Annotated in this window: 12 protein-coding genes and 1 tRNA gene; all 13 read right to left on the reverse strand. The window is 38.5% G+C overall.

Annotation, left to right across the window (positions count from 1 at the left end):
• Positions 1 to 83: 83 nt before the first annotated feature.
• Positions 84 to 773 carry an LrgB family protein gene (locus BM350_RS18980; RefSeq protein ID WP_090915982.1) on the reverse strand — a complete coding sequence of 230 codons (690 nt, stop codon included), beginning with the start codon at positions 771 to 773 and terminating at the stop codon, positions 84 to 86.
• Positions 770 to 1,138: a CidA/LrgA family holin-like protein gene (locus BM350_RS18985; RefSeq protein WP_090915980.1), complete on the reverse strand. Its 369-nt coding sequence runs from the start codon at positions 1,136 to 1,138 to the stop codon at positions 770 to 772. The genes BM350_RS18980 and BM350_RS18985 overlap by 4 nt, the downstream gene beginning before the upstream one ends.
• Positions 1,139 to 1,485: 347 nt before the next feature.
• On the reverse strand, positions 1,486 to 2,265 hold the full coding sequence (locus tag BM350_RS18990) for a DUF6612 family protein (protein ID WP_090915978.1): 780 nt from the start codon (positions 2,263 to 2,265) through the stop codon (positions 1,486 to 1,488).
• Between the two features lie 249 nt (positions 2,266 to 2,514).
• Entirely contained in the window at positions 2,515 to 3,810 is a 1,296-nt protein-coding gene (eno, locus tag BM350_RS18995; RefSeq protein ID WP_090915976.1) for a phosphopyruvate hydratase, read from the reverse strand.
• Positions 3,811 to 3,838: 28 nt separating this feature from the next.
• Positions 3,839 to 5,368, reverse strand: coding sequence for a 2,3-bisphosphoglycerate-independent phosphoglycerate mutase (gene gpmI / locus BM350_RS19000; RefSeq protein WP_090915974.1), 1,530 nt, complete (start codon positions 5,366 to 5,368; stop codon positions 3,839 to 3,841).
• Complete coding sequence (tpiA, locus tag BM350_RS19005) at positions 5,365 to 6,120, reverse strand: triose-phosphate isomerase (protein ID WP_090915972.1); 756 nt, start codon at positions 6,118 to 6,120, stop codon at positions 5,365 to 5,367. Before tpiA ends, gpmI begins: the two co-directional genes overlap by 4 nt.
• A gap of 31 nt (positions 6,121 to 6,151) precedes the next feature.
• Positions 6,152 to 7,336 carry a phosphoglycerate kinase gene (locus BM350_RS19010; protein ID WP_090915970.1) on the reverse strand — a complete coding sequence of 395 codons (1,185 nt, stop codon included), beginning with the start codon at positions 7,334 to 7,336 and terminating at the stop codon, positions 6,152 to 6,154.
• A 134-nt stretch (positions 7,337 to 7,470) separates the two neighbouring features.
• Positions 7,471 to 8,475, reverse strand: a complete 1,005-nt coding sequence (gene gap, locus BM350_RS19015) for a type I glyceraldehyde-3-phosphate dehydrogenase (RefSeq protein WP_020061700.1) — start codon at positions 8,473 to 8,475, stop codon at positions 7,471 to 7,473.
• Between the two features lie 34 nt (positions 8,476 to 8,509).
• The gene (locus tag BM350_RS19020) at positions 8,510 to 9,532 is read right to left on the reverse strand and encodes a sugar-binding transcriptional regulator (protein WP_090916139.1); all 1,023 of its coding nucleotides are present in this window, start codon (positions 9,530 to 9,532) and stop codon (positions 8,510 to 8,512) included.
• A gap of 132 nt (positions 9,533 to 9,664) precedes the next feature.
• Positions 9,665 to 9,913, reverse strand: a complete 249-nt coding sequence (locus BM350_RS19025) for a glutaredoxin family protein (RefSeq protein ID WP_090915968.1) — start codon at positions 9,911 to 9,913, stop codon at positions 9,665 to 9,667.
• Between the two features lie 9 nt (positions 9,914 to 9,922).
• Positions 9,923 to 11,218, reverse strand: coding sequence for an RNA polymerase factor sigma-54 (gene rpoN, locus BM350_RS19030; protein WP_090915966.1), 1,296 nt, complete (start codon positions 11,216 to 11,218; stop codon positions 9,923 to 9,925).
• A gap of 350 nt (positions 11,219 to 11,568) precedes the next feature.
• Positions 11,569 to 11,644: transfer RNA gene (locus BM350_RS19035), tRNA-Arg, on the reverse strand.
• Positions 11,645 to 11,940: 296 nt separating this feature from the next.
• The gene (locus BM350_RS19040; RefSeq protein WP_090915964.1) at positions 11,941 to 13,854 is read right to left on the reverse strand and encodes an APC family permease; all 1,914 of its coding nucleotides are present in this window, start codon (positions 13,852 to 13,854) and stop codon (positions 11,941 to 11,943) included.
• Positions 13,855 to 14,108 lie beyond the last annotated feature (254 nt).

A 14,108-nucleotide genomic window follows, 5' to 3' on the forward strand; every position in this document is an offset into this window, starting at 1 on the left:
CTCCTAAAGTTTCAATTACTTTAAATGTAACATAAAAGAATTGGAAAAGCGAGAGCGTCTCATACACCTAATATTTCACCAGGTTAAATAAAAAACGTTACAATTAATGGACCTAGTAAACATGTTAAGATTGCTGTTAATGTCATCGTTACAGATCCGATTACGCCTTCGTTTTCATTATTTTTCATCGCCTGCATAACGCCCATAATATGCGATGCACAGCCAAACCCAATTCCTCTTCCAACAGAATTTGTCACTCTGCTCCATTTTAATAAAAGAGGACCAAAAATTGTTCCAGATATCCCAGCAATTATTACGAAAGCCGCTGTTAACGATGGTACACCACCAACTTCCTCTGACACACTCATAGCTACTGGCATCGTTACTGACTTCGGTAGTGAAGATAAAATTAAGGTTCTATCCGTTCCAATAACGGTTGCAATCATCATATCACTTGTAATGGCAACTATTGTTCCAACCAATACACCGCCAGCAATTGGTACAATATATTTCTTTAAAATACCGCGTTGTTTATAAAGAGGGATCGCAAAAGCTACTACACCAGGTCCAAGCAATTTCGAAATCCAGCCCCCACCACTTTGCATATATTGTTGATACGGTATATCACATACAACTAACAATATAATCATCAAAGCTGTTGTTACAAGCATGGGAATGGTAAACGGCGTTGGAAACCACTTATAAATCTTCTTTGAAAATTGATATAATAGCACTGTTAATATAATCCAACCAATTCCAATTACTATGCTCATTGTATCTCTTTTTCCTTCCTATTCGCAAAGTATTGTCCTGTATGTCCTGCTGCAACAATAATTAAAAACGTACTCACGACAACAGTAAGTAATAGCGAAATACCTTTATGCACAAAAAAAGAACCATAATTCATTAAACCAATAATTGAAGGAATTAATAAAAATGGCATAAGATCAACCAATGTTTCTGCTCCAAAATCAAACCATTTCACAGGAAGGAATTTCAAACCAAGCAATATAAATAACAAAAACATCCCTATTAAACTTCCCGGAATCGGAAGATGAAGCGCTCTTTCTATCCACGCTCCAATCATATAAAATATATAAAGTGCTGCTACTTGGATAATAATTTTTGTGAATTTCATCTGTCTATCATCCTTTATTATGCGATTGTTGACATCTCCTACATTCATCATAGTACAAATTGTGAAGACCTTCAATTTATTTTGTTGACAAATTCAGAACAATATGGTATGCGCTTACATTCTTATTTTTCTGTATTTACAACAGAATTAGCAATTAGAGTTTTTTATTGTTATATAAAGTTTATATCTCCAAAATTTCCGAAAGACTTGCAGCTGTAGGTCATGTTGTATTCTACATAGCAGCAAATAAGCCCATAGTCTGCACTATACCTTTGCCTTATTGGCACAAAAAAAAAAAAAAAAAACAATTGCTTAACTTAGCAACTGTTTTTTTGCAAGAAATCCTTTTAGTTTCCTTCTGGTAACTGGATTGGATCGAATTTCTCATCATAAGAAATTTTTGTATCTCCTATAATTTGAACTGTTTCTTTATTCATTTTCATCTTGGCATCTGTCTTAATAGATTCCAGTTTAAATTCTTTTGTAATGATATACTCTACATGCATTGAGTCAACAGTTGCCTGTTGCCGTTCAAATATTTTTTTCGCGTTTTCATTAACACTGATTAAATAGTCCTTTGCTTCTTGTCCGTTCAACTGAAATGAAAGTTTATATGTATCTCCATTTTTCTCCACTTTCATTTTACCTGTCAATTGTAATGTTTTCTCGAACTCTTCCATCGTATTTTTAGATGTTTTGAAATTATTCGCGTTTACTTGATTTAATCGATCTGCTGGAACTGGGACAAACTTTCCTGAATTGGGATCTTTTACTTCAGCCGCAATCTTCCCACCTACATCAAAGACTACAAGATCTGTACCCCCAATATTCGTTTCAGTTCGAGAGTTTCCTTTCTTCGGCTCAAACTGTGATTTCATTTTTGTATCTGTTGACATATTTAAAGCTTTCGTGTTCATATCACATGTCATTGTAACATGTTCTTCTTTTTTGAAATTATCAATAGCGTTCTTAAAAATATCCTTCGCTGCTAGTTCTTTCTCTTTTTCTTTTTGTACTGATACTGTTTTAGGCTCATCAATCTTTGTTGCAGTTTTTTCACTGCTACACCCTACTCCTACTATTCCTACCATAAGTGCTAAACTAGAAACTGCAATAATTTTTTTCATAAAATTCTCCCCCATTTCTGTCCCACACCCTTATTTATATATTGAATTACAGTAATTCACAAGTATTTTTTATCCATACTTTTACATTTACATAAGACCTTCACCAATCGGGCACATGCCAACAGTTGTCCCCCACCTATCTTCTTTGCTTCTCTCTCAATCTTGAGGTGGGGGTCTTACTGCCCACGAGTAGCGGGATAAAAATAAAACCGGCCGTGATTTCTCACGGCCGGTTTTTACATTCTACAATTATTTTTTTAAGTTGTAGAAAGATTTTAAACCATCGTAAACAGCGATTTCGCCTAGTTCGTCTTCGATGCGTAATAATTGGTTGTACTTAGCAATACGGTCTGTACGGCTCATAGAACCAGTTTTGATTTGGCCAGCGTTAGTTGCAACTGCGATGTCAGCGATTGTAGCATCTTCAGTTTCACCAGAACGGTGAGATACAACTGCTGTGTAACCAGCACGTTTAGCCATTTCGATTGCTTCGAAAGTTTCAGTTAAAGTACCGATTTGGTTAACTTTAATTAAGATTGAGTTAGAGATACCTTTTTCGATACCTTCAGCAAGTTTTTGCGTGTTAGTTACGAATAAGTCGTCACCAACTAATTGAACTTTATCGCCAAGACGCTCAGTTAATAATTTGTGACCATCCCAGTCGTTTTCGTCTAAACCATCTTCGATAGAGATGATTGGGAAGTCTTTGCAAAGCTCTTCGTAGAAATCAACCATTTCTGCAGAAGTTAAGCCAGTGCGGCCTTCGCCTGCAAGGTCGTATTTACCAGTTTCTTTGTTGTAGAACTCAGAAGAAGCAACGTCCATTCCTAAGAATACGTTCTCGCCAGCTTTGTAACCAGCTTTTTCGATCGCTTCGATGATTACTTCTAATGCTTCACGGTTAGAACCAAGGTTTGGAGCGAATCCACCTTCGTCACCTACTGCTGTGTTAAGACCTTTGTCATGTAATACAGCTTTTAACGCATGGAATACTTCAGCGCCCATACGGATTGCTTCTTTGAATGAAGGTGCACCAACTGGTAAGATCATGAACTCTTGGAAGTCTACGTTGTTGTCAGCGTGAGAACCACCGTTGATGATGTTCATCATTGGAGTTGGTAATTGTTTTGCATTGAATCCACCAAGGTAACGGTATAATGGAAGACCTACATAGTCAGCTGCTGCATGAGCTACTGCCATAGATACACCAAGGATAGCGTTAGCGCCTAATTTACCTTTGTTTGGAGTGCCGTCTAATTCGATCATAGCACGGTCGATTCCAGCTTGGTCAGTTACATCGAAACCAACGATTTCTGGAGCGATAATTTCGTTTACGTTATTTACTGCGTTAAGAACACCTTTTCCTAAGTAACGAGATTTGTCACCGTCACGTAATTCTACTGCTTCGTATTCACCAGTAGATGCACCACTTGGTACTAAAGCGCGTCCGAATGAGCCGCTTTCTGTGTATACTTCAACTTCTACAGTTGGGTTACCACGAGAGTCTAAAACTTCACGAGCATAAACATCTAAAATTGCTGGCATATTATTTCTCTCCTTTTTATATGAGTAATTATTTAATAATTGTTTTACCTGTCATTTCTTTTGGCTGTTCAACGCCAAGAAGTGTAAGCATTGTTGGTGCGATATCTCCCAAAATACCGCCTTCACGAAGCTCAATACCCTCTTTTGTAACGATGAAAGGAACCGGGTTTGTTGTATGAGCTGTCATTGGTGTGCCTTCTGGAGTTAACTCCTCGTCAGCATTACCATGGTCAGCAGTAATAAGTGCTACACCATCTTTTGCAAGAATCGCTTCTACAACTTTTCCTAAACATTCGTCAGTTGCTTCTACTGCTTTAATTGTTGGTTCCATCATCCCAGAATGGCCAACCATATCACAGTTTGCAAAGTTAAGAATGATTACATCATGTTTGTCATTCTCAATTTCATTTACAAGAGCATCTGTTACTTCATAAATGCTCATTTCTGGTTTTAAGTCGTATGTTGCGACTTTTGGTGAGTTAATTAAGATACGCTCTTCTCCTGGGAATTCAGCCTCACGACCACCGCTAAAGAAGAATGTAACGTGCGGATACTTTTCAGTTTCCGCAATGCGAAGTTGTTTTAATCCCGCTTGTGAAACAACTTCACCTAACGTATTATCCAAGTTCATTGGCTTGAATGCTACGTAACCTTTTACCGTTTCGCTAAAGTGTGTCATACAAACGAATTCTGGAATGTGAGGTACTTTTTCACCACGATCGAACTCACGGAAGTCTTCGTTTGTAAATACACGAGCAATTTGAATTGCACGGTCTGGACGGAAATTGTAGAAGATGATTGCATCATCATCATTGATTGTTGCAATTGGCGTTTCATCTTCATTTACCATTACAGACGGCAATACGAATTCATCATAGATACCATTTGCGTATGAGTCATCCACACACTCATATGCAGTTTTGTAAGTAGGGCCTTCACCATTCACCATGGCACGGTAACATTTTTCAACGCGATCCCAACGCTTGTCACGGTCCATGGAGTAGTAACGACCGGAGATTGTCGCGAACTGGCCTACTCCTGTTTCTTTCATTACTTCATTTGTTGCATCGATATACCCTTTTGCTGTTTGCGGACCAACATCGCGGCCATCTAAGAATGCATGAAGATATACTTTCTCCACGCCTTCTTTTGCAGCTAAGCGAAGAAGGGCAAACATATGGTCAATGTGACTATGCACACCACCATCAGAAAGTAAACCGAATAAATGAAGAGCTGTACCTTTTTCCTTTACGTGTTTCATTGCACTTTGGAACGTTTCGTTCTGATCGAACTCACCTTCACGAATTGCAACGTTCACACGTGTTAAGCTTTGGTATACAACGCGGCCGGCACCAATATTTAAGTGACCTACCTCAGAGTTACCCATTTGACCTTCTGGAAGACCTACCGCCTCGCCGCACGCTGTAAGCGTTGTGTGAGGGAACTTGTTCCAGTAACCGTCGAAATTAGGTTTCTTAGCTTGTGCTACAGCATTCCCGTATGTTTCTTCACGTAAACCGAAACCGTCAAGAATGATTAAAGCTGTTGGCTTTCTCATTTTACCGCCCCCAAAAGACCTAAGAAGGAAGCAGGCTCTAAGCTTGCGCCGCCAACTAAAGCACCATCGATATCAGATTGTGCCATGTATTCTTTAATGTTTTCAGGTTTTACGCTACCGCCGTATTGAATACGAACTGCTTCTGCAGCTGCCGGAGAAACAGCTTCAGCAACAACTTTACGGATGTGTGCACATACTTCGTTTGCATCTTGTGCAGAAGAAGATTTACCTGTACCGATTGCCCAAATTGGCTCATATGCGATAACAGTCTGTTTTACTTGCTCTTCTGTTAAGCCTGCAAGTGCTTTCGTCACTTGACCTGCTACAAGATCAAATGTTTTTCCGCTTTCGCGCTCTTCTAACGTTTCACCACAGCAAACGATTGGTGTTAAACCGTGTTCAAATGCTGCAAGAGTCTTTTTGTTTACTGTTTCGTCTGTTTCAGCAAACATTTCACGACGCTCAGAGTGGCCAAGTACTACGTAGCTCACTTTTAAGTCGCTAAGTGCTACTGGGCTAATTTCGCCAGTGAATGCACCATTTTTTTCGAAGTGCATGTTTTGTGCACCTACTTGTAAGTCAGTTCCCTCAGATGCTGCTACAAGGCGCTCTAAGAAAAGAGCTGGAGAGCAAACAACTGCATCAACAGCTGCTGCTGCTGGGATTTGACCTTTTACTTCCTCTACGAAGCTAACTGCTTCAGATAGAGTTTTATTCATTTTCCAGTTACCTGCGATAATTGGTTTACGCATGCTTTGCACCGTCCTTTTTCTTGGCTGCTAATTATTTGTCGTTAAGACAAACTACACCAGGAAGTTCTTTACCTTCCATAAATTCTAATGACGCACCGCCGCCAGTAGAAATGTGGCTCATTTTATCAGCCATACCGAATTTTTCAACAGCTGCTGCAGAGTCACCACCGCCGATAACAGAGTATGTACCTTCCGCATCTGCTAATGCTTGTCCTACTGCTTTTGTACCTTCTGCATATGGAGCCATTTCGAATACACCCATTGGTCCGTTCCATACAACAAGCTTAGAGTTTTTAATTACATCTGCATAAATTGCACTTGTTTTCGGTCCAATATCTAATCCTTCCCAAGTAGCAGGAATAGAATCGATATCTACAACTTGTCGGTTTGCAGTTTCAGAGAAGTCATCTGCAACGACGCAATCAACTGGCATGTAGAAGTTTACACCTTTTTCTTGTGCAAGTTGCATAAACTCTTTTGCTAGTTCAATTTTGTCATCTTCACATAGAGACTTTCCGATTTCATGACCTGCTGCTTTTACAAATGTATAAGCAAGTCCGCCGCCAATGATTAAGTTATCAACTTTATCAAGTAGATGACGTATTACACCGATTTTATCTTTTACTTTCGCACCACCGATGATTGCTGTAAATGGACGATCTGGATTAGAAAGTGCTTTACCTAGTACTTCTAATTCTTTTTCCATTAAGAAACCTGATACTGCTGGTAAGTAATCTGCAATACCTGCAGTAGAAGCATGAGCACGGTGAGCTGCACCGAATGCATCGTTTACGAAAATATCAGCAAGAGCTGCAAATTCTTTCGCAAGTTCTGCATCGTTCTTTTCTTCGCCCGCATAGAAACGAACGTTTTCAAGAACTAATACGTCGCCTTCGTTCATTGCTGCAATCGTTTCTTGTACAGCAGGTCCGAATGCTTCGTCCGCTTTTTTCACATCTTTACCAAGAAGCTCACCTAAACGTGTAGCTACTGGAGTTAGACGCATTTCTTCTACCACTTGTCCTTTTGGACGACCTAAATGGCTTGCTAAAATCACTTTCGCACCTTGCTCTACTAAATATTGAATTGTAGGAAGAGCCGCACGAATACGAGTCTCGTCTGTAATTTTGCCTTCTTTCATTGGTACGTTGAAGTCAACGCGGCAAAATACTCGTTTACCCTTTAAATCTACGTCACGAATTGATTTTTTGTTCATTGGATTTCCCTCCGACTAGTTAGGATTGACAAAACCCATTCAAAAGCTTATCACATTTGCTTATAAAACGAAAGAAGAGAGAGGGAACAAACCCTCCCCCTCGTTTTGTCATTGATAACTGATAAACTTAAGAATTAAAGACCTTTAGAAGCAATGTAGTCTACTAAGTCAACTACGCGGTTAGAGTAACCAGTTTCGTTGTCGTACCAAGAAAGAACTTTAAGCATGTTGCCTTCCATAGTCATTGTAGATAATGCATCGATTGTAGAAGAGCTTGTGCATCCGTTATAGTCGATAGATACTAATGGCTCTTCGCTGTATCCAAGGATACCTTTTAATTCGCCTTCAGCTGCTGCTTTGAATGCTGCGTTTACTTCTTCAACTGTTACTTCTTTCTCAAGCTCAACAACTAAGTCAACAAGAGATACGTTAGCAGTTGGAACACGAACTGCACCACCGTTTAATTTACCTTTAAGTTCTGGTAATACTAAAGCTACTGCTTTCGCTGCACCAGTTGTAGTTGGGATCATGCTCATTGCTGCTGCACGTGCACGACGTAAATCTTTATGTGGTAAGTCTAAGATTTGTTGATCATTAGTGTAAGAGTGAATAGTTGTCATCATACCACGTTTTACACCGAATTTTTCGTTTAATACTTTAGCAAATGGAGCTAAGCAGTTTGTAGTACAAGAAGCGTTAGAGATTACATTATGGTTAGCTGCATCATATTGCTCATGGTTAACACCCATAACGATTGTGATATCTTCGTCAGAAGCTGGTGCAGAGATGATAACTTTTTTAACTGATCCACCTAAGTGTTTCTCAGCGTCTGCTTTTTTAGTGAAACGGCCAGTAGATTCTACTACTACTTCTACGCCGTAGTCGCTCCATGGTAATTGAGCTGGGTCGCGCTCAGCGATAACTTTGATTTCTTTACCGTTAACGATAATGCTGTCGCCGTTTGCAGATACTTCTGCATTTACTGTTCCGTGAACAGAATCATATTTTAAAAGGTGAGCTAAAGTTTTAGCGTCTGTTAAGTCGTTAATTGCTACTACTTCTACGTTAGGGTTGTTAAGAGCTGCGCGGAATACTACACGTCCGATACGGCCAAATCCATTAATACCAATTTTAGTCATTTGAATTTCCTCCTTGGGGGATGTATATTAAGGGTTATTTACCCTTTACTAACTCTTTTGCTGCACCTTCGTCTGTAATAAGTAACGAAGTGTGTCCTTGTTTAATTACTGCTTGAATTGCTTTTGCTTTTGATGAACCTCCAGCAACTGACACGACATGAGATACATGCTGTAAATCTTCAAGCTGCATGCCAACTGTTTGTACTTTATGAACTACTTCACCTTGTTCGTTGAAGTAGTATCCAAAGGCTTCACCGACCGCTTTGTTCTCTTTAATTTTCATCCAATCTGCTTCTAAAGTACTTCTTCTACGCGCCATTGTTAAGGCATCACCGATTCCGTGAATGACAATGTTGGAAGATCGAATCAACTCAAGAATTTCTTTCACAGAAGGTTCTGTCACAATGGATGCATATGCCTCGCTGCTTACATGGTCAGGAACATACAATAAGCGATAATTACTCATCGTATTTTGTGCCATTTTCGCACAAATCGTGTTTGCTTCTAACTCAACACTCTCTCCTATTCCACCGCGTGCTGGGACAAATAACATATGTAGGTCCCTGCAATCAATTTGCATCATATCAGCTACGGCAGCTATCGTGGTTCCTCCAGTCACAGCAACGATATTATTCGCTGTCAGACGATCTTTTATACAAGAGGCACAAGCGCGGCCCATCTCCAGCTTGACCCAAGGTGATTCATCACTATCACCAGGGACAACGAAAACTTCATCTAAGTCTAATGTTTCCTTAAGCTGCTTTTCCAAAACCTTCAAACCAGAAATTTCTTTCATAAAGTCTTCCAAAGCAAGAATAACAGCTGTTCCTTCTTCTGTTAATGTCATTCCAGAAGAGGCGACGTGAATCAAGTTCTCATCTTTCAAAACCTGTACTTCACTTCGTAATACTCGTTCTGTCATACCAAGACTTGCAGATAAATTTCTTCTACCAATAGGTTGTGTTAACCGGATGTACTGAAGAATTTGCATTCTCTTTTGCATAACAGGTAGCAGATCAGGTAATAATTTTTTTGTATACTGAATCCATGAGCGCATCATATTGTATCTCCTCACCACATTGGTTCATTCTCTATGTGGTCATTATATGTCCCGTGGTGACATATTGTGTCCCGCATAGAGTAAAAAAATATTCCTGCTACATTTAGTATTGTAACAGGAGATGCAAAGTTATTCAACTCTTATCGCACGAATTATGCTGTTCATTATGACATCTTTGTGAATAATTCCATATCCTACCTCTTCCCCTTCGATTTCAACGACGGGAATCGTAAGATGATACTTTTCTAACAGCTGTTCATCCTCATAAATATCTATTTCTTTCAAATCAAATACGTATTCATCTTTCAACTCTTGCAGAAGTTGTTTCGCCTTTTGACAAAGACCACATTCTTCCTTTGTATATAGAATAACCTCCATACTTATCACCTATACAATCGTTTTTCGCAGAGAAGAAGCTGGAATATTTAACTGCTCTCGATATTTCGCTACTGTTCTGCGCGAAACAATAATTTCGTGTTCTTCTTCTAACATTTTTGAAATCTTTTGATCTGAAAGTGGTTTTTTCTTATTTTCTCTCTCTACAAACTTCCCGATGAGCTGCTTCACTCTCTTCGTTGAAATTGCCGCGTCTTCTGTTGTTGCTACCGCATTGCTAAAGAATGACTTCATTTCAAATAAACCATACGGTGTTTGCACATATTTATTACGCGTTGCACGGCTAATGGTTGACTCATGGACACCTAATATTTCAGCCACCTCTTTTAACGCAAGCGGCTTTAAATATTGCGGACCATTCATAAAAAAGTCGCGCTGCTTTTCAATAATTACTTCCATTACATTTAAAAGCGTTTGTTTTCTTTGTTTTAAACTACGCATAATCCATTGTACATGCTGATATTTTTCCGAAACATAAGAAGCGACGTCACTTTCACTATTATGAAGAAGCTCACTATACTCTGAATGAATTTCAATTCTCGGCATATTACGCTCATTCATCTGAATCAGCAAGCGATTATCTTCTTTTTTCACCGCTATATCTGGAACAATGTACATCGGCTTCTCCGAAGAAAACGCCAATCCTGGTTTCGGCTGCAATGATGTAATCACATGAACAGCTTCTTGTAATTCTTCTGTACTACATTTCAATACATTTGTTAACTTGCGCCAATCTTTCTTTACAAAATATGCAAAATGTTCATCTACAATTATTTCCGCTAAAGTACTCCTTTTTTGTAAGCGCTTTAATTGAATGGTTAAACACTCTTGAATATTTCTCGCTCCTACCCCTGCTGGCTCTAACGATTGAACGAGCTCCATGCAGCTATTTACTTCTTCTATACATACCGATAATAACGACGCTAATTCTTCATTCGTTTCTTGTAAATACCCGTTCTCATCTACATTTAAAATAATAAATGAGGCAATTTTTCTTTGCTCTTCATCTATTTTATAATACTGTAATTGGTTTACTAAATGTTGTTGAATCGTCGTGGAATCCACACTATAAATTTCTATTTGATTCTCAGTTTGTTTACTTGTTGTTTTACTCTTTTTCTTTTCCCTATCAAAGCCACCTAGCTCAATAAGGGGATTTTCCAGCGATTGCTCATACAAAAACTCCGTTAATTCCTGCACATTGTACTGGAGCATTGTAATCGCTTGCCTTAACTCTTGCGTCATTGCCAAACGTAAACTTTGTTCTTGTAAAAGACTTGCTTTCACCCTAATCTCCCCCTCACTTCTATTGTACAATAAGTTTATAAAAAGGAGAATCCTTACAAAACACCCATATCCACATATTATTACTCTATATGTATTATTCAAGTTTATATATTACAACTAAAAAATGAATAATATCAGGCGGAATTAGTGACAGACTTTAAAAATATCCGCCATTTTTTATACCACATACTAATAGTAACTCTCATTTTAAGAAATAACAATTAAAAAGAGTAGTTTAAATATAATGAAACCTCATTATACTTAAACTACTCTTTTTCCCTTTTATATTTAAGAATTCTATAAACAAATTAATAAAAACCCTAACTTCAATATAAGTTAGGGTTTTTCGACGCGCCCAGAGGGATTCGAACCCCCGGCAGACGTGGTACCGGAAACCACCGCTCTATCCAACTGAGCTATGGGCGCATTATAATACACTCTACGGCAAAAGGACACCTTTTTACCCTATCGCGCACTGTTTATTATACGATATGTTCGTTTTGGAAGCAATTATTTCTTAATATCGCAGTTTACAGAGCTACACCTTAGACATCAATATGAAAGAATCATCTTTTTACCTGAACGTAAATTCTCTTTATACAATAAAGAGAAACTTCCATCAATGGTGGTTTTACTCCCCACTAATAGCAGGATAAAACAAACGGCCTACATCGCACAACGACGTAGACCACATAACTCAAATTATCAATAATAAAACAATATTATTTATGTAAGTGATACGGAACCGTTGTAATCACGATATCTTTATTGCGTATAAACCACATGCGTAAAAGAAGTGCACTTTGGTTATGCAATGCATTATGCCACCATTTGTGCGCAATAAACTGCGGAATAATAATATGGATATGCCCCCCAGCTTCTTGTTTCGCCTCTATTGTTTTAATAAGGCGATTCAGCGGTTCAAGAAGAGAACGATATTTACTGCGAAGAACTACCAGTCTACAAGGAGTTCCCCAGTCTTTCCATTTTTTCTCCATTTTATTTATAGATTGTTCATCGAAACCAACGTATACAGCAATCGGATCAACATCTAGACTTTTCGCAAAGGATATCGTGTTGTTCACAACACGATGAACGCCTGACACTAAAACGAGTGTGACTACATCACTTGCTACTGGACGTATCGTTTGCATATCGATGCGCAATTCTTTTGCAACATCTTCATAATGACTGTGAATTGACATTGAGATAAAAATCATAATAGGCAAGACAACTAATACAACCCAAGCGCCCCCCGTAAACTTTGTAACAGCAAAAATAACAGCAACGATTGATGTAATTACAGCACCAACCGTATTAATCGTAAACTTAACTTTCCAGTTTGGTCCTTTTACTCGTTTCCAGCGCCGCATCAAACCAATTTGCGCTACCGTAAACGAAAGGAAAACACCGATTGCATATAGCGGAATTAACGCATTCGTATGCGCACGAAACGATATAATCAAAATACATGCTAGTGATGCTAGCACAATAATTCCATTTGAATATCCTAAACGGTCTCCACGATTTGTTAAACTTCGAGGCAAAAATCCGTCTGCCGCCACAATTGCAGCAAGCTGAGAAAATCCTGTAAATGTAGAATTTGCCGCCAAAATTAAAACAATAAACGTAAACCATATAATTACTTGATATAAAATTCCATGTCCAAAATACATGCCAGTTAACTGCGACAACATCGTATTGTGTGGATCTGGTGTAACACCTTTCGCATACAGATGATACGAAAATCCTAAAAGTGTCACAGCTGTGATAGAACCTAAAGCAATATACGTTCTAATTGCGTTTTTTTGCTGTGGTTCTCTAAAAATAGGAACTGCATTTGAAATCGTCTCAATTCCTGTAAGTGCTGAACAGGCTGAACTGAACGCTTTCAAAACTAATAAAGTTGTTAAGCCTTCTGGAACTGTTCCAAAGCTCGGCGTACTTGGTTGAATAAACCCGTGACGAAATTCATCAAAAAATCCCGTAAAAATTAAAGTTAACATACAAATCATAAACCCGAATGTCGGCCAAGCAAATACGCGAGCTGATTCTGCTACCCCGCGTAAGTTTATAAGTACTAAGATAACAACGCATAAAATCGCCAAAATCGTTTCATAAGGCGCAACTACAGGATACGCTGAAGAAACAGCTTCTATCGCTGCAGATACAGATACCGCTACGGTTAACACATAATCAACGAGCAGAGAACTAGAGGCAACAAGGGAAACCCAGCGCTGCTTGAAATTATCTTTCGCAATGGCATACGCTCCTCCGCCGTTTGGATATGCTAAAATCCCCATAATATACGACACAATCAAAATTGCCAAAAGAACGATAGTCGAAATGGTAATCGGCATAATCAACCATTTCGCATCAGGACCAAGTCCTGCAAGCTCTGTCATTCCTGATTCAGGTCCATAGGCAACAGATGAATACAAATCTGCCGAAAGGATAGGAAGCGCAATTAACCAAAATAATTTGTTGTGCTGCGCATGAAGCTCTGACGTTCGCATCGGACGACCAATTAAAAAGCGCTTCACACTACTGAAATTACTTGCAGAAAACCAAATTGCAATTAATGCGAATATAATTAACACTGCTTCCAACCATCTAACTAAAGTATGATGATCCATAACTCTTTCTCCTTTTAATCGCTATTTGCTAATTTTTATTCTCCTAATTTAAATTGATACATAATATTTTAAACAACGAAATATAAAATATGTACTTTCTGAAAATACCCTCAATTAAAGTTCTACAAATTCATATATAATCGTTATTCTTAAATAAACATAACTACCGATATTATAATTCGTCAGCATAAATCCTTATATTTTCAAATTATATATGGATGAAAATTTATATTTCGAAAAGAACCTAAAATTGG

This window comes from Bacillus sp. 103mf, assembly GCF_900116295.1.
Classification (GTDB): domain Bacteria; phylum Bacillota; class Bacilli; order Bacillales; family Bacillaceae_G; genus Bacillus_A; species Bacillus_A bruguierae.